This window comes from Pseudomonas sp. ADAK7, from assembly GCF_012935675.1.
Classification (GTDB): Bacteria; Pseudomonadota; Gammaproteobacteria; order Pseudomonadales; family Pseudomonadaceae; genus Aquipseudomonas.
Genome location: NZ_CP052861.1, coordinates 2,857,263 through 2,872,748, shown reverse-complemented (window position 1 = coordinate 2,872,748; position 15,486 = coordinate 2,857,263). Strand labels below are relative to the sequence as shown.

At 61.4% G+C, this 15,486-nt stretch carries 14 protein-coding genes and 1 riboswitch; of the genes, 3 read left to right on the top strand and 11 right to left on the bottom strand.

Annotated elements, in window-relative coordinates:
• Positions 1-2: 2 nt before the first annotated feature.
• From uca to HKK53_RS13340, 6 genes are all read right to left on the bottom strand, one after another.
• Entirely contained in the window at positions 3-3,566 is a 3,564-nt protein-coding gene (uca, locus tag HKK53_RS13365; protein WP_169371206.1) for an urea carboxylase, read from the bottom strand.
• Positions 3,567-3,895: 329 nt separating this feature from the next.
• On the bottom strand, positions 3,896-4,537 hold the full coding sequence (locus HKK53_RS13360; protein WP_169371205.1) for an urea amidolyase associated protein UAAP2: 642 nt from the start codon (positions 4,535-4,537) through the stop codon (positions 3,896-3,898).
• 11 nt (positions 4,538-4,548) lie between these two features.
• Positions 4,549-5,274: an urea amidolyase associated protein UAAP1 gene (locus HKK53_RS13355; RefSeq protein ID WP_169371204.1), complete on the bottom strand. Its 726-nt coding sequence runs from the start codon at positions 5,272-5,274 to the stop codon at positions 4,549-4,551.
• A gap of 12 nt (positions 5,275-5,286) precedes the next feature.
• Positions 5,287-6,075 carry an ABC transporter ATP-binding protein gene (locus tag HKK53_RS13350; protein WP_169371203.1) on the bottom strand — a complete coding sequence of 263 codons (789 nt, stop codon included), beginning with the start codon at positions 6,073-6,075 and terminating at the stop codon, positions 5,287-5,289.
• A complete protein-coding gene (locus tag HKK53_RS13345; protein ID WP_169371202.1) occupies positions 6,072-6,887 on the bottom strand; it encodes an ABC transporter permease in 816 nt (271 codons plus the stop codon). The genes HKK53_RS13350 and HKK53_RS13345 overlap by 4 nt, the downstream gene beginning before the upstream one ends.
• Positions 6,888-6,904: 17 nt before the next feature.
• Positions 6,905-7,972, bottom strand: coding sequence for a putative urea ABC transporter substrate-binding protein (locus HKK53_RS13340; protein ID WP_169371201.1), 1,068 nt, complete (start codon positions 7,970-7,972; stop codon positions 6,905-6,907).
• A gap of 63 nt (positions 7,973-8,035) precedes the next feature.
• A riboswitch (guanidine-I (ykkC/yxkD leader) is annotated at positions 8,036-8,136 on the bottom strand.
• Positions 8,137-8,410: 274 nt separating this feature from the next.
• On the opposite strand from HKK53_RS13340, the gene HKK53_RS13335 reads away from it, so the two are divergent.
• Both HKK53_RS13335 and HKK53_RS13330 read left to right on the top strand, forming a co-directional pair.
• The gene (locus tag HKK53_RS13335; RefSeq protein WP_169371200.1) at positions 8,411-8,677 is read left to right on the top strand and encodes a hypothetical protein; all 267 of its coding nucleotides are present in this window, start codon (positions 8,411-8,413) and stop codon (positions 8,675-8,677) included.
• A gap of 197 nt (positions 8,678-8,874) precedes the next feature.
• Positions 8,875-9,282: a hypothetical protein gene (locus HKK53_RS13330; protein WP_169371199.1), complete on the top strand. Its 408-nt coding sequence runs from the start codon at positions 8,875-8,877 to the stop codon at positions 9,280-9,282.
• A 64-nt stretch (positions 9,283-9,346) separates the two neighbouring features.
• On the opposite strand, the gene HKK53_RS13325 is transcribed toward HKK53_RS13330, so the two are convergent.
• Complete coding sequence (locus HKK53_RS13325; protein ID WP_169371198.1) at positions 9,347-10,459, bottom strand: enoyl-CoA hydratase/isomerase family protein; 1,113 nt, start codon at positions 10,457-10,459, stop codon at positions 9,347-9,349.
• A gap of 132 nt (positions 10,460-10,591) precedes the next feature.
• Here HKK53_RS13325 and ung point away from each other — a divergent pair, with 132 nt between their 5' ends.
• Positions 10,592-11,287: a uracil-DNA glycosylase gene (ung, locus tag HKK53_RS13320; RefSeq protein WP_169371197.1), complete on the top strand. Its 696-nt coding sequence runs from the start codon at positions 10,592-10,594 to the stop codon at positions 11,285-11,287.
• A gap of 105 nt (positions 11,288-11,392) precedes the next feature.
• On the opposite strand, the gene HKK53_RS13315 is transcribed toward ung, so the two are convergent.
• The 4 genes from HKK53_RS13315 to HKK53_RS13300 are packed head-to-tail and all read right to left on the bottom strand — an operon-like array spanning position 11,393 to position 15,443.
• A complete protein-coding gene (locus HKK53_RS13315) occupies positions 11,393-12,439 on the bottom strand; it encodes an AbrB family transcriptional regulator (protein ID WP_169371196.1) in 1,047 nt (348 codons plus the stop codon).
• Positions 12,432-13,946: a tripartite tricarboxylate transporter permease gene (locus tag HKK53_RS13310; RefSeq protein WP_169371195.1), complete on the bottom strand. Its 1,515-nt coding sequence runs from the start codon at positions 13,944-13,946 to the stop codon at positions 12,432-12,434. Before HKK53_RS13310 ends, HKK53_RS13315 begins: the two co-directional genes overlap by 8 nt.
• 1 nt (position 13,947) lies before the next feature.
• Positions 13,948-14,406: a tripartite tricarboxylate transporter TctB family protein gene (locus HKK53_RS13305; protein WP_169371194.1), complete on the bottom strand. Its 459-nt coding sequence runs from the start codon at positions 14,404-14,406 to the stop codon at positions 13,948-13,950.
• Between the two features lie 59 nt (positions 14,407-14,465).
• A complete protein-coding gene (locus HKK53_RS13300; RefSeq protein WP_169371193.1) occupies positions 14,466-15,443 on the bottom strand; it encodes a Bug family tripartite tricarboxylate transporter substrate binding protein in 978 nt (325 codons plus the stop codon).
• Positions 15,444-15,486: the final 43 nt, after the last annotated feature.

Sequence of the window (15,486 nt, the reverse complement as noted above, 5' to 3'; positions counted from 1 at the left end):
GTTCAGTCGAGGTCCAGCACCACGACCCGCTGCCCGGCACGCACCGCCGAGCCCGGTTGCACGAGTATCTGGCGCACCACTCCGGCCATCGGCGCCAGCAGCGGGATTTCCATCTTCATCGACTCCAGAATCACCAGCGTATCCCCGGCGGCCACACGGCTGCCGACCTCCACCTGAACCTGCCAAAGGTTGCCGGCGATGTGGCTGTCGACGCTCTGCTGACCGGCGGCCAGCGGCGCGTCTTCGGTCGCTTGCGGGATCAATTCTTCACTGTCGAAATGCGCCTGGCCACTGGCGATCCAGCGTTCGCGTTCGGCGTTGAACGCGCCTTTTTGCTGATCGCGAAACGCGGCGATGCTCTCGGCTTCTTGCGCCAGAAACCCCTGGTAATCCGCCAGGTTCAACTGGCTGTGCTCGATGTTCAGCTCGAAGCGCCCGAGGGGGAAATCCCGGCGAATCCGCAGCAGCTCATCGGCGCTCACCGGGTAAAAACGAATCTGATCAAAGAACCTTAGCAGCCACGGTTTGCCGTCGAACGCCGCCACTTCGCGATAGCGATTCCACATCTGCAACGTCCGCCCGACAAACTGATAGCCGCCGGGGCCTTCCATGCCGTACACGCACATGTACGCGCCGCCGATGCCCACCGAATTCTCGGCAGTCCAGGTACGCGCCGGGTTGTACTTGGTGGTCACCAGCCGATGGCGCGGGTCGAGCGGGGTGGCCACGGGGGCGCCGAGGTAGACGTCGCCGAGGCCCATCACCAGATAGCTCGCATCGAACACCGTGCGCTGCACTTCGTCGAGGTTCGGCAGGTCGTTGATGCGTCTGATGAACTCCAGATTGCTCGGGCACCACGGTGCGTCTTTGCGCACGGTGGTCATGTATTTCTCGATGGCCAATTGGCACGCCGGGTCGTCCCAGGACAGCGGCAGATGGACGATGCGTGACGGCACTTGCAAGTCCCTGGCGGCGCACACGGCGTCCCATTCGCCGGCGACGATGCCGAGCAGATCGGCGAGTGGTAACTGCTCGGGTTGATAGTGCACTTGCAGGGAGCGAATGCCCGGCGTCAGATCGATCACGCCGTGCAGGTGTTTGCTTTCCAGCGCCTGCATGAGGGCGTGGGCGCGGAAGCGCAGGACCAGGTCCAGCTCGGGTGCGCCGATCTCCAGAAGCAGATGCGTGTCGCCCGATAATCTGGCCACCAGTCTTGTGTCGTCCTGACCAAGATCCAATACGACTGGCGACACCATTTCCGTTGGTAACGCGCCACAATGGTTTTGTGTGGCCAGTGCTCGAGCAGTTTGCAGGTCCACCGGCAAAAACTGCACCTTATCCCCGGCCTTGAGCTGCCCCAATTGCCAAAGATCCGCCTCGATCACCGTCACCGGGCACACAAATCCGCCGAGGCTCGGGCCGTCCGGCCCCAGAATAACCGGCATATCCCCGGTGAAATCCACCGCGCCAATGGCATACGGGTTGTCGTGAATATTCGACGGATGCAGCCCCGCCTCACCACCATCGGCCCGCACCCATTTCGGCTTCGGCCCGATCAGCCGCACACCGGTGCGGCTGGAGTTGAAATGTACTTCCCATTGGGTCGCGAAGAAGGTGTCGATGTAGTTTTCGGTGAAGTATTCCGGTGCGCCGTGAGGGCCGTAGATCACCCGAATCTGGCGCACAGCAGGCAGCTCGGCGATTTCTGACAATTGCGCACCGACGCTCCGATCCATCAGGGCCGGCACATGCAACACATCCCCGGCCCGCAGCGCCCGCCCACCATGACCACCGAACTGACCAAGAGTGAACGTGCTTTTGCTGCCCAGATAATCCGGCACTTGCAGGCCACCGCGCAGGCACAGGTAGCTGCGGGCGCCCGCCCCGGCGATAGTGCCGAGGCTCAATGTGGCACCTGCCGGAATCAAAAATGCGGTGTTCATCGGCACCGCTTCACCATTCAACGTCAGCGCAATTACCGCCCCGGTCACCGCCACCACCGCATCGCAATTGAAGCGCAGCAACGGCCCGCTCATGGTGATTTCCAGTGCCGCAAAACCCTCGTCATTGCCCAGCAATCGGTTGCCCAGACGCAACGCCCGACTGTCCATCGGCCCCGACGGCGGCACACCCACCGCCCAGTAACCGAGACGACCGGGATAGTCCTGAACACTGGTTTGCGTCCCGGCGCTCAACACTTCAAAGGTGTTGGCCTGATACACCAGGCCTTCCAGACACCGCGTCCACGGCTGACCGCTGGCGAAAGGTGTATCGAGCAAAATCTGCCGCAGGTAATCGCGGTTGGTTTCGACGCCGTACAGCAGGCTGTCGCCCAAGGCCTGATGCAGGTCCTTAAGCGCTTGTTCGCGAGTCGGCGCCCAACTGATGACCTTGGCGAGCATCGGATCGAAGTACGGCGGGATCTCGCATCCGGCCTCGACCCACGTGTCGATACGCAGGTGTTTGCCGTCAGCGACGGGGAAGTTCACGGCCGTCAGCAGCCCAGGGCTCGGTTGGAAATCCCGTCCCGGATCCTCGGCATACAACCGCGCCTGAATCGCATGGCCTTCTGGACTCAAGCCCCGGCTCAACTCGCTCAGTGGAGGCAAATCCCCGGCCGCCAGTTCGACCATCCAGCGCACCAGGTCCACGCCCCACACCTGTTCGGTGACACCGTGCTCGACCTGCAACCGCGTATTCACTTCCAGAAAGTAGAAGCGCTGGTCTTCACTGTCGAAGACAAATTCCACCGTCCCGGCGCTGCGGTAATTCACCGCTTTCGCCAGTTTGATCGCCGCAGCGCACAGCTCGTCAGCCATGCCCTCGGGCAGGTTCGGCGGCGGGGTTTCTTCGAGGACTTTCTGGTTGCGCCGCTGCACCGAGCAGTCGCGCACGCCGAGAGCGATCACTTCACCACGACCATCGCCAAACACCTGCACTTCCAGGTGTCGGGCGCGCTGGATGTACTTCTCGATGAATACTCCAGCGTCGCTGAAGTTGTTCTGACCGAGGCGTTTGACTGCTTCAAAGGATTCGTTCAACTCGGCAGCGCTACGGCATACACGCATGCCGATGCCGCCACCGCCGGCGGTGCTTTTGAGCATCACCGGGTAGCCGACCTGTTCCCCGGCGATCAACGCTGCATCGAGGCTGTCGAGCAACTCGGTGCCTTCGAGCATCGGCACGCCGTGTTGCTTGGCCAACGCGCGGGCGGTGTGCTTGAGGCCGAACACTCGCAGCTGTTCCGGCGTCGGGCCGATAAAGGCAATGCCGACCGCTTCGCAGGCTTCAGCGAACGCAGCGTTTTCCGAGAGAAAACCGTAGCCGGGATGGATCGCCGTGGCGCCAGTGGCCTGGGCGATGGCGAGGATCTTGTCCACCGCCAGATAGGTGCCGGCCGCCGCGCCTTCACCGAGGCTATGGGCCTCATCGGCTTGCAGGATATGCAAACTGGCGGCATCGGCTTCGGAGTACACGGCAACGCCTTTGACCTGCAACTCACCCAAGGTGCGCAGGATGCGGCAGGCGATGGCGCCACGGTTGGCAATCAGGACTTTTTCGAACATGGCAAAACCCCCGGAGGCGATAGCGCATCAGCCTCGACCTGGGATGCGGGCCGTCCCGCAGTTTTTCGAAAGACACCCGGGCCGTCCCGGGCTGCTGAAGTTGATGCACATTTTTGTAGCAGCTGCCACCAGGCTGCGTTCGGCCGCGAAGCGGTCGCCCATTCAGACAGCTCGATCGTGCTGACAGAATGAGGTAACCGGATTTGCGAGGGCTTCGCCCTCGAACGCAGGCTTCGCCAGCTGCTACAAGGGACCTCGTTGCCTGGCCAGGCACTGGCCTGAGCGGGCCTGGCACAGGGCAAACAGCCATTTACGCAACCGCTTCAATGTCAGTTCCATACCAATAACTCCGCAGGTGTCGGGTTATAGGCATTGCATGGGTTGTTCAACTGCGGGCAGTTGGAGATCAACACGATCACGTCCATCTCCGCCCGCAAATCCACGTACTTGCCCGGCGCCGAAATCCCGTCTTCGAACGTCAGTCCGCCATCCGCCGTGACCGGCACGTTCATGAAGAAATTGATGTTCGGTCCGATGTCGCCCTTGCCCAGTCGCCCGTCGTGGACGCAGGCCCGCAGGTAGTTGTCGCGGCAGCTGTGCATGTAGCGTTTCTCCAGCGCATAACGCACGGTGTTGCTCTCCTGGGCGCAGGCGCCGCCGAGGGTGTCGTGGCGCCCGCAGGTGTCGGCGACGATGGTCAGCATCGGTTGGCCGAGGTTGGAATAGAGCACGCTGCCGGTGCTCAGGTAGACGCTGTTCTGCCGGCGCAAGGTGCGTTGCACGTCGTAGCGTTCCTTCGGGTTGGCGACGCTGTAGAACAAGGTATCGACCGCCTGGTTGCCTTCGAGGTCGAGGATGCGCAGGGTCTGGCCGGCCTTGACCTCCATCAGCCAGGGTTCGCCGGCGGGGATGGTGGCGCGATAGATCGCGGTTTCTGGCTGCTTTTGAGTGGTGGCGATAGCGAGTGACATGGCAGCGATCCTCAGGCGAACAAACGGTCGGTGTTGATAAAGCCGCGCTCGTTTTCCGGGCGCGAAGTGCGGCAGTGTTCGGCGACGCTGGCGTCGGCGTTCATCCAGCTCAGCTTCAAGGGTTTTGGTGCGTAGTCCGGCGACGGATCCATCGGATGTTGCAGGGCGGTGAGTACCACTAACGTGTCCATCGGCGCGTACAACTCGATGTAGTCGCCGGCCTTGGAGTTGCCTTCGACGAAGTGGAAATGCCCGGCCTCATCGACATTCACCCGGCTGAATAAATTGAGCGTCATCAGCAAATCCGACAGGCCCAGCCCCCACTTGCCCAGTTCCACCAACAGGTTGTCGGTGCCATTGCGGAAGAAGCCGTTGCGCAGTTCCTGATAGCGCCCGGCGCCGTATTTTTCCGCGACTTCTTCAGCGCACAGCACGCCGCCGAGGCTGTCGCTCCAGCCGCAGGTGTCGGCAGTGATCGCCGCCAGCACCCGGCCCATGTCCGAGTACAAACAATGGCCGGCGGTGAGCTTGGCGGTGTGTTGGCATTTGAGGCTGTCGGGCAGGTTCAGGCGTTCGGTTTTTTCGTTGGCGTTGAGCAGCGTCAGGCTGACGTTGGCACCGCCGCGCAGGTCGGTCAGGCGCAGCAGTTGCCCGCGTTTCAATACGAAGGAACGATGGCCGCCGCCGGGGAGCATTTCTTCGGCGAAGGGCGGGAACAGTTGGGTCGAATCAGTCATGTGCAAATCCTCTTAAGCGGTGCGAAGCGTGCCTGCCCATTCAATCGGCAAGGCATCGACGGCGGCGCGTTGGGCGCGGCGGTCGCTGTTCAAAGGGATGTCGTAGGTAATGCGCGCGCCATAGGCGCCGGGGGCGTGCGGGTCGATGCGAACCTTGTCGAACACCAGCAAACGGGTGCCGAGGCTGAACCCTTCCGACAGGTCATGGGTGACCATGAACACCGTCAGTTGCGTCTCGCGCCACAGCTCCAGCAGCAGAACGTGCATGTCTTTGCGGATGCCCGGATCGAGGGCGCCGAACGGTTCGTCGAGCAGCAATACGCGGGGTTTCATGATCAACGCCTGGGCGATGGCCAACCGTTGTTGCATGCCACCGGAGAGCTGCGCCGGGTACTTGTCCCGCGAGTGACCGAGGCCGACTTTGTGCAGCAACACCGAGGCCTGCTCGCGGGCATCCTTTTTCGCGCTGCCGAACAGACGCCCGAGCAGCGGCGAGCGCGGCAGTTCGAGGCCGAGGGCGACGTTGTCCAGCACCGTCAGATGCGGGAACACCGAGTAGCGCTGGAACACCACGCCACGGCTTGAATCCGGTTCGCCGGCCAATGCCTGGCCGTCGAGCTGGATCTCGCCGCGACTGGCTTTTTCCTGACCCAGCAGCAGGCGCAGGAAGGTCGATTTGCCGCAACCGGAAGCGCCGACCAAGGTGCAGAACTCACCTTCGTTGACGCTCAGGTTCAGCCCTTCCAGTACGACTTGATCGGCGTACTGCTGCCAGACGTTTTTCACGGTGATGAAGCTCATGCGCGGGCTCCTTCATACCAAGGGAAGGCCCGTTGGGTCAGGCGTTTCAGGCCCCAATCCATCAGCCATGCGAGCAGGGTGATCCAGACCACGTAGGGCAAGATCACGTCCATCGCCAGGTAGCGGCGCACCAGGAAAATCCGATAGCCGAGGCCGTCCGTGGAGGCGATGGCTTCAGCGGCGATCAAAAACAACCACGCCGAACCGAGCATCAGCCGCAGCGAGATCAGCAGGCGCGGCAGCAATTGCGGCAGCACCACACGCAGCATCAAGGTCCAGGTTGAAGCGCCCAACGTCTGGGCCTTGATCAGCAACTCGACGGGTATTTCCCGGGCGCGTTGTTCCAGATCACGGGCCAGCGCCGGGGTGATGCCGATCACGATCAGCATCACTTTCGACAATTCCCCCAGGCCGAATACGATGAACAGAATCGGCAGGATCGCCAGTGGCGGTACCATCGACAGCACCGTCAGCAGCGGCGACAACGGCGCGCCGAACAACGGCAACGTGCCGGCCGCCATGCCCAGGCACAAACCGGCCAACGCACTGATGCCGAGGCCGATGGCCAGCCGTCGCAGGCTGGATACGCTGTCTTGCCAAAGTACGTATTCGCCGGTGCGGCTGTCGGCGGTAAAGGCCAGGCGTTTCACCGCATCGGTCATTTGCACGGCGCTGGGCAGCAGCTTGTCGTTGGGGTTGTCCGTCAGCCGCTCGGCCGAGCCCATGAAGTAGGCGAACAGCACCAGGGCGAACGGCAGGATCACCAACAACAGGCGACTCGGGCGATCCGGGTGGCGATTGATCAGGCGCATGGCCAGGTCCTCCAGTCTTACAACTTGGCGTCGGCAGCCATCTGCACGTAGCTCGGGTCGAAGCGCAGCTTGAGGTTGCCTTTGTCGCCGCTGGTCACGCCATTGGCGAAGGCCATGCCGACGGCGCTGGTGTCCTTGGCGCCTTCACCGAGCAAGCCGTGCTGGAACGAGAACTCGGCGACCTTGCGCATGGTTTCCGGCAATTGCTTGCTGGTGGAAAACGCCAGCGCTTCCTGCGGAGTGGCAAATAGCTTGGTGGTGTCGAGTTGCGACTGGAAACCGGCCAGGTCAGTGCCCGAGGCTTTGGCCATGTGTTCGAGGGCGGCTTTGCTTGCGGCGTTTTTCGCGTTCATCAGCTCGACCACTTCGAACCAGGCGCCGGTCAGTGCTTTGCCGAGCGCCGGGTTGTCTTTGAGGGTGGCGCTGTTGACCACCATCATGTCCATGATTTCGCCGGGGATCTGGCTGGAGTTGAAGACCTCGGTCACACCGGGTTTGGCCTTGATGTCCGAGAGCATCGGGTTCCAGGTGGTGACGGCGTTGACCTGATCGGTGTTGAAAGCGGCCGAGATATCGGCGTCGGAGGTGTTGACCACTTTCAGATCTTTCTCGGTGAGATCGACCGAATCCAGGGCCCGAGCCAGCAAATAGTGCGAGACCGACAGCTCTACCAGATTGACGTCCATGCCCTTGAGATCGGTGACTTTCTTGCCTTCACCCTTGAGCACAATGCCGTCGTTACCGTTGGAGAAATCGCTGACGATCAGCGCGGTGCTGTCGACGCCACCGGCCGCCGGAATGGTCAGCGCGTCCATGTTGGTCATGGTGCAGCCGTCGAACTGGCCGGCGGTGTATTGATTGATCGATTCCACGTAATCGTTGAGCTGCACCACATCGATCTTGATGCCGTACTTCTTCGCCCATTTGTCGACGATGCCCTGGCTGCCGGCATATTCCCAAGGCATCCAGCCGGCGTAGATGGTCCAGCAGACGCTGAAATGGTCTTTCTGCGCGGCTTGGGACGAGACGCTGACGAGGGCGGCGAAAGCGGCGGCGAGCAGGGCGGGTAAATGAAGTCGGGTCATGGGATGGTTCTCCAGTTGATCAAGGGCGGGCAGGAGTCAACGCGGCACCGCGAACGGTGGCTTGTCTCCCGGGCTTTTGTCCCGCCGTGTAACCTCAACTGGAGGTCGCCAACTCTCGGACCAGCCACTCGCCTAAGCGAGCCGGAACCCTAGTCAGCCATTGCAAATTGTGGTGCCGCGAACCTGTGATGACTCCTGCACGCTTTTACTAAAGCGAGAGCCGTGCCAAGTCGGTGCGAAGCCTCTGGGCCGTGGGGTGAGGCCGATTGACTGACGGAGGAGGGCGCGTGATTGCCTTGTCATGGTGCATTGGCGCACCGCAATGGGCCGCTTATCCGAAGGTTTCAGCCTGCGCGCACGGGTTGCCGGTTTTACAGTCAAAACAGGTACGGGTCGGGCCTGTGCCGACTGCTGTCGCGGGTCTTTCAGGAGGCCGCCATGGTTTATCAAAAACTGCTTCGTCGACTACTGCTGGGCGCGGTGTTGGGCTTGGGGCTGTCCGGTTGCTATTACTACGCTGGCACCGCTGACATTTACGCAACGCCGTATTACTACCCCGGTTATTACTACTCGCCTTATTACTACGGCTATTCCTACCCCCGGTATTACGGGCGCTATCGCTACTACTATTACGGCAACCACGGGTATTACGGCGGTCGCGGGCCGGGTTATTACCACGGTGGCGGCCGTTACGGACGCCATTAATCACTACGGCGCTTCCTTTGAAGGAAGCGCCGTTTTTTATGGCGAAGATGAAAAACCTTTCATCGGGGACTTGTTTCAATGTGTTTCATGAACGCACCAGATTCTGAAATCGATGTCTGATCTTTCGACAGTCGCCAACAATTGACTGTCGCCTGCCAGCGTCGCTGGTGTGGCTACTCGCGGTCCAGGAGGCCGCCATGTATCGCCGAATTCTTCTGCTGGTCGTGTTGAGTTTTTCCCTTGGTGCATGTGTTCCCTATTCCTACGGAGATGGAGGCAGCTACTACAGTTCTGAGGTCTACTCGTCCCCCGCACCGGCTTATTACTCGGGCGGTGGCAGCTACTACTCGGCGCCACGCTATTACCAACCAGCACCGCGCTACTATCAGCCGGCTCCCCGTTATTACTCGGCGCCGCGTTATTACCAGGCGCAGCCGCGCTACTACCAGTCCCATAACCGTGGCTGGCAAGGCCATGACCGAGGCGGTTGGGATGGCCGCAATCGGGGCAACTGGAACAATGACCGCGGTGGTCATAGTCGAGGCGACCACCGAGGCGGGCGTGGCGATCATGACGGTCGCGGTGGTCGGGGCAACCACCGCTGATTTTTCACAACAGCCAGCTACAAAAAAGCGGCGCATCAAGCGCCGCTTTTTTTGTGCCCGGATTTCAGTAATCCGACAAATCCGCCAGCGGATGCCGACCTTCCCAGACCTTATGAAAATGCGCTTCCACCACCGCATCCGGCACATTATTGATGTCCGGCCAGTGCCAGTGCGGCTTCTGGTCCTTGTCGATCAACCGCGCCCGTACCCCTTCGCTGAATTCCGGGTGACGGCAGCAGTTGAGGCTCAGGGTGTATTCCATCTGAAAGACTTCTGCCAGCGACAGATGCCGGGCCCGGATGATTTGCTCCCAGACCAGATGAGCGGTCACGGGAGAGCCCTCAGTCATGGTTTTCGCGGCACGGCTGAGCAGCGGATCGGTGGAATCGCGCAGATGGCTGATGGCCTTCCAGGCGCAGCGCACATCGCTGACATCCAGCAGTTCGTCGATCTGCTGACGGCGCGGCAGCCATTGTGCCTCGGGCATCTGTGCGACAGCTTCCTGCTGCAACGCCTTGAGCAGGCTGTTGAGCTGCATCGAGGTTTGTTCCTGCCAGTTCAATTGCAACAAGCCCTCGACCAGTTCTTCCTGTTGTTCGTCGAGCAGGAAGCGGTCCGCTAGATCCAGATCAATCGCATCACGGGCATTCATGTGCGCGCCGGTCAAGCCGAGAAACAACCCGAGCTTGCCGGGCATCCGCGACAGGAACCAACTGGCGCCGACATCGGGGTACAAGCCGATGCTTATTTCCGGCATCGCCAATCGACTGCTCGGCGTGACAATGCGGATACTTGCGCCTTGCAGCAAACCCATGCCGCCACCGAGTACGTAGCCGTGGCCCCAGCAGATCAGCGGTTTGGGATAAGTGTGCAGCTTGAAGTCCAGGCGATATTCCGCGGCGAAGAATTGCGCGGCCAGGGGCGGCACTTCGCCGGGATGGTTGCGACAAGCTTCGACCAGGCTGCGCACTTCGCCGCCGGCGCAGAAGGCCTTGGCGCCGTTACCGCGCAGCAATACGCAGACGATTTGCGGATCCTTGGCCCAGGCGTCCAGTTGATCGCGCAGGGCATTGATCATCGGCAAGGAGAGGGCGTTCAGTGACTTTTCGGCATCCAGGCTGGCGATGCCGATGCGCGCGCCATCGGTGCCGGTGAGTTCTTCGAAGTGCAGATTCATCGTGACCTCGATCGGGAATTTGAGCGTTCAGTATGATCGCATTGCAGGAAAGTGCCGGATCTGCGTCAGATCAATTGACAAGCCTGCCCAGCTTTCCTAGGGTTCGCCCCATTGTTTTTGCCGGGTATGACCATGACTGCTGACGACCGTATCAAACTCGAACCGAGCTGGAAGGAGGCACTGCGTGCTGAGTTCGACCAGCCCTACATGACAGAGTTGCGCTCATTCCTGCAACAGGAGCGCGCGGCGGGCAAGGAGATCTATCCGCCAGGCCCGATGATCTTCAACGCGCTCAACTCGACGCCGCTGGACAAGGTCAAAGTCGTCATCCTCGGCCAGGACCCGTATCACGGCCCGGGTCAGGCCCACGGCCTGTGCTTCTCGGTGCAACCGGGCGTGCCGGCGCCGCCGTCGCTGGTGAACATCTATAAAGAGTTGAAGCGTGACCTGAACATCGACATCCCGAGCCACGGCTGCCTGCAAAGCTGGGCCGACCAGGGCGTGCTGATGATCAACACCACCATGACCGTCGAGCGCGCCAATGCCAATGCGCACAAGGACAAGGGCTGGCAGTATTTCACCGATCGGATCATTGAAGTGGTCAGCGCACATCAGCCGCACCTGGTGTTCATGCTGTGGGGCGCCCATGCGCAGAGCAAGCAGAAGCTGATCGACGCCACCAAGCACCTGGTGCTGACCTCGGTGCATCCGTCGCCGTTGTCCGCTTATCGTGGCTTTCTCGGGTGTGGGCACTTCAGCCGGACCAACAAGTTTCTGGAACAGAATGGCGAGACGCCGATTGAGTGGCGGTTGCCGCCACTCGCGTAATGATCGTTCCCACGCTCTGCGTGGGAATGCCTCAATGGACGCTCCGCGTCCGCTTTGGGACGCGGAGCGTCCCGGGCTGCATTCCCACGCAGAGCGTGGGAACGATCAGGGTAGGGGGGAATCCGGCACTCGATTCCAATACTTGAACAACGGTTCCGCCAAAAACAACACGAACAACAAGCGCATCACCTGCATCGCCGTTACCAGCGGCACCGACAATTGCAGGGTCTCCGCCGTCAAGCTCATCTCGGCAATTCCGCCGGGCATCATGCCCAGCGTCAGTGAACGCAAATCCAGATGGGTTAACGCGCTCAACCCCAAGGCCGCCGCCGTGGCGATCAACATGGTCAGCACCGTGCCGATCAGCGTCCGCCCCATAAAGGACGGCGCCCGCCGGAAAAACTGCCGATTGAAGTGACACCCCAATCCGCTGCCGATCAGCCACTGCCCGATCTGGCTGCCACCGTTGGGCAAACCGATGTGCAGATCCCAGCCAATACTCACCGCAGCACTGACCAGCAACGGCCCGAACAGCCATGGATTGGGTTGACGCAACCGCTGCCAGCCCCAGGCGAGCAAGGCGCCCGCCGGAAACAGAATTGCCAGCCAGCGCCAATCGACAACGGTGGCATGACCGATCGGCGTACCGTCCCCCAGCAAATACTTGAACGCCGCCGGCACACACAGCACCACCACCAACACCCGCAAACTCTGCCCCGCCGCGACGCGGCTGAGTACCGCGCCATTGCGCGCGCCAAGGTTGACCATCTCCCCTGAACCACCCGGCATGCTGGAAAAGAATGCCGTCGCGCGATCCTCCCCGGTACGCCGCATCAACCAGACCCCGACCACACTGGACAGGCTGGTGACCAATGCGCCGAAGAAGATCAAACCGAAGTGGCTCAACACCTGCTCCATCACCACCGGGGTGAAGTGCAGGCCGATACCGATGCCGACGATCCACTGGCCGCACTTGCGCCCGCCAGGGATTTCCGCCAATTGCCACGGCGTGAGGCAGCGCACCAGGATGATCGCCAGCAACGAGCCGACCATCCACGGCAACGGCCAGCCGACCTGGCTGGCGAGGTATCCGCCCAGCAGGCCGACCAGCGGCGTTCCCCACCACGCTTTGAAAGGTGTTCGATCAGACATCGGCGATAGCGCGACGAGCAACCGAACGTTTACGCCAGATCCGCAGGATCGGCATCAGCAGCATGATTGCCGTCAGCACCCAGACACCAAAGGTGATCGGGCTCGACCAGAGGATTTCCAACGCACCGTTGGAAATCGACAGGGCGCGACGCAGGTTCTGCTCCATCAAGCCGCCAAGGATGAAGCCCAGCAACACCGGCGACAATGGGAAATCCAGTTTGCGCAGGATGTAACCGAAGATACCGATGCCAACCATCAGGAACAGGTCGAAGGTGGTCGCGTGCACCGCGTAGACGCCGATCCCGGTAATGATCGCAATCACCGGCACCAGCGCCCAGTTCGGCACGGCGAGGATGCGGGTGAAGATGCGGATCATCGGGATGTTGAGGATCACCAACATGATGTTGGCGACGAATAACGAAGCGATCAGGCCCCAGACGATATCCGGTTGCTGTTGGAACAACAGCGGGCCGGGGGTGATGTTGTACAGCGACAGCGCGCCGATCATCACCGCCGTGGTGCCCGAACCCGGAACGCCGAGGGTCAGCATCGGTACCAGTGCGCCACAGGCCGAAGCGCCGATGGCGGTTTCCGGTGCGGCGAGGCCGCGCATGTCGCCCTGGCCGAACGTGCCCTTGGCCCCGGCGATGCGCTTCTCGGTCATGTAAGCCACGGCGCTGGCCAGCGTCGCGCCGGCACCCGGCAACACGCCCATGATGAAACCGAGCAGGCCGCAACGGATGTTCACCACGAACACCGACGACGCTTCCTTGAAGTTGAACATCATCCGCCCGGTGGCTTTCACCGCTTCCTGGCCGCGATGGGTTTTTTCCAGCAGCAGGAGAATTTCGCTGATGGAAAACAGGCCCAGCACCAACACGACGAACTGAATGCCGTCGGTCAAATGGATGTTGTCCCCGGTGAAACGGTACACGCCGCTGTTGGCATCAATGCCGACGCTGGACAGAAACAGGCCGATCAGCGCCGCAATAAAGGTCTTCAGCGGACGATCACCGGCCATGCCGCCAAGGCAGACAATCGCAAACACCATCAACACGAAGTATTCCGCCGGGCCGAAGGCAATCGCCCATTTCGCCAGCAGCGGGGCGAACAGCACCATGCCGCAGGTAGCGATAAACGCGCCGATGAACGAACTCCACGCCGACAGCGACAATGCCACACCGGCCAGGCCTTTGCGGGCCATCGGGTAACCGTCGAGGGTGGTCATCACAGTGGAAGCTTCGCCGGGAATGTTCAGCAGGATCGAGCTGATCCGGCCGCCGTATTCGCAACCCAGGTACACCGCCGCCAACAAGATCAGCGCCGATTCCGGCGGCAAGCCCAGGGCGAACGCAATCGGGATCAGCAGCGCCACGCCGTTGATCGGGCCCAGGCCTGGCAACAGCCCGACCACGGTGCCGATCAAGGTGCCGCAGAGCGCGGTCACCAGGTTGTACGGGCTCAGCGCGACGCCGAAACCCTGGCCCAAATAGCCAAAAGTATCCATATCAGTTCTCCAGAACGTCGAGCAGGCCCAGGGGCAGTGGCACGTCCATCAACTTGTCGAACAGCAGGTAGAGGCCGACGCTCATCAGCGTGGTGACGACAATGCTGGGCAGCCAGCGCCCGCCGTACAGGCGCGCCATCGGGATGCCGATCAGGATGCTGCTGAGAATGAAGCCCAGCGGTTCGAACAGCCCGGCGAAGATCAGCAGCAAAACGATGCAGATGCCGATCTTGTTCAGGGTTTCGCGGTCGAGTTTCGGGTCGTCTTCGCTGTGCACGATGGGCGTCGGGCGAAACAGCATGTACAGCAAACCGAGGCCCATCAGGCCTAGCATCAACAGCGGAAAGGCCCGAGGTCCTACGGGTTCATAGGAAAAAGCCGCTTGATACGGCCATGCCATCAGCGCCAGACCGACGCAGAGCGCCAGCAGCACCGAAGCAAAAATGCGTTGTAAGAGCATGGGAAACTCCTGTGCCGCGGCCCGCAGGAGTGGGGGCCGCAGCCGCTAGACAGAGACGATCACTGGATCAGGCCGAACTCTTTGGCCAGCACTTTGTAGTCCGCGACTTGCTTCTTCACGTAGGTGTCCAGTTCCTGGCCGGTCATGGCGAACGGGAACAGTTCACGTTGATCGCGCAGCTTGGCGAAATCCTCGGAAGCCAGCAGTTTGTCGAAGGCGTCTTTCCACCAGGCGTAGTCTTCGTCGCTGACCTTCGGCCCGAGGTAGAAACCGCGAACCACTGGCCAGACGATGTCGTAGCCTTGCTCCTTGGCCGTCGGGATGTCCTTCATTTCCGGCTCGTCCAGGCGTTTGTCGGAGAACACCGCCAATAGGCGCATGTCACCGCTCTGGATATGCGGCATGGAGTCGGAGATGTCGGTGCTGCCGACCTGGATGTGGCCGCCGAGCAGGGCGGTAGCGATTTCACCGCCGCCTTCGAGGGCGACGTAACGCAGATCACGCGGGTTGATCCCGGCGGCCTTGGCGATCAGCGCGGTCTGCATCCAGTCCTGGCTGCCGACGGTCCCTCCGGAACCGATTACCACTTTGCTTGGATCTTTCTTCAGCGCCTGAACGAGATCGTCGAGGGTCTTGTAGGGCGAATCGTTTTTCACCGCGATGGCGCCGTAGCTGGTGCCGACCGCCGCCAGCCAACGCACGTTGGTTTCATCGAAACGGCCGAACTTGCCCTGGGCCAGGTTCAGCAACGAGCCGCTGGACCACGCCACCAGCGTGCCGGCATCGGCCGGGCGCTGGGCGACCACCGCGTTGTAGGCCACCGCGCCGACACCGCCGGGCATGTAGGTGACGCGCATCGGTTTGGTCAGCAGTTTTTCGTTCACCAGCGCGCTTTGCGCCAGTTTGCAGGTCAGGTCGAAACCGCCGCCGGGGGAGGCCGGGGCGATGCATTCCGGGCGCTTGGGCTCGGCCATCAATTGGCCGGCGAACAGCAGGGCGCTGGCGGTGAGAGCAAACTTACGCAGTGACAATTTCATTGGGTTCTCCACGGATTTCTTATTGTATGGATATGTGTAGGAG

Bases quoted from the DNA above. Each gene is read 5' to 3' on its own strand.
- uca (WP_169371206.1), bottom strand. From the start codon at position 3,566: ATGTTCGAAAAAGTCCTGATTGCCAACCGTGGCGCCATCGCCTGCCGC.
- HKK53_RS13360 (WP_169371205.1), bottom strand. From the start codon at position 4,537: ATGTCACTCGCTATCGCCACCACTCAAAAGCAGCCAGAAACCGCGATC.
- HKK53_RS13355 (WP_169371204.1), bottom strand. From the start codon at position 5,274: ATGACTGATTCGACCCAACTGTTCCCGCCCTTCGCCGAAGAAATGCTC.
- HKK53_RS13350 (WP_169371203.1), bottom strand. From the start codon at position 6,075: ATGAGCTTCATCACCGTGAAAAACGTCTGGCAGCAGTACGCCGATCAA.
- HKK53_RS13345 (WP_169371202.1), bottom strand. From the start codon at position 6,887: ATGCGCCTGATCAATCGCCACCCGGATCGCCCGAGTCGCCTGTTGTTG.
- HKK53_RS13340 (WP_169371201.1), bottom strand. From the start codon at position 7,972: ATGACCCGACTTCATTTACCCGCCCTGCTCGCCGCCGCTTTCGCCGCC.
- HKK53_RS13335 (WP_169371200.1), top strand. From the start codon at position 8,411: ATGGTTTATCAAAAACTGCTTCGTCGACTACTGCTGGGCGCGGTGTTG.
- HKK53_RS13330 (WP_169371199.1), top strand. From the start codon at position 8,875: ATGTATCGCCGAATTCTTCTGCTGGTCGTGTTGAGTTTTTCCCTTGGT.
- HKK53_RS13325 (WP_169371198.1), bottom strand. From the start codon at position 10,459: ATGAATCTGCACTTCGAAGAACTCACCGGCACCGATGGCGCGCGCATC.
- ung (WP_169371197.1), top strand. From the start codon at position 10,592: ATGACTGCTGACGACCGTATCAAACTCGAACCGAGCTGGAAGGAGGCA.
- HKK53_RS13315 (WP_169371196.1), bottom strand. From the start codon at position 12,439: ATGTCTGATCGAACACCTTTCAAAGCGTGGTGGGGAACGCCGCTGGTC.
- HKK53_RS13310 (WP_169371195.1), bottom strand. From the start codon at position 13,946: ATGGATACTTTTGGCTATTTGGGCCAGGGTTTCGGCGTCGCGCTGAGC.
- HKK53_RS13305 (WP_169371194.1), bottom strand. From the start codon at position 14,406: ATGCTCTTACAACGCATTTTTGCTTCGGTGCTGCTGGCGCTCTGCGTC.
- HKK53_RS13300 (WP_169371193.1), bottom strand. From the start codon at position 15,443: ATGAAATTGTCACTGCGTAAGTTTGCTCTCACCGCCAGCGCCCTGCTG.